The sequence below is a fragment of the Rhodococcus sp. AC861 genome (genome assembly GCF_979256035.1).
The window spans coordinates 1-233 of sequence record NZ_CEEDMW010000117.1; the positions used below are offsets into that span (position 1 = coordinate 1).

General features: G+C 70.4%; 1 protein-coding gene. It reads right to left on the reverse strand.

Translation table 11 applies throughout. The annotated features are described in order from the left end of the window. Positions 1-233, reverse strand: a 233-nt coding sequence (locus AC0IX4_RS23380; protein WP_471831466.1) for a toprim domain-containing protein, incomplete at both ends; no start/stop codon positions are given.

Sequence of the window (233 nt, forward strand, 5' to 3'; positions counted from 1 at the left end):
CCCACGCGGTCGGGGTCGGGCGCGAGGTAGAGCTCGTCGGCGTCCTTCAACAGACTCTTGAGCTCGGCGACCTTGCCCTTCGTCTCGGGGCTGACGACATAGAGGGCCTCGAAGTCGTGATCGACGTCCACGCCCAGGCGCGCCCAGGGCTCGCCCGTGTACTTGGCCGGCACGTCGGCGGCACCGCGCGGGAGGTCCCGGATGTGCCCGCCCGAGGCCTCGACCACGTAGTT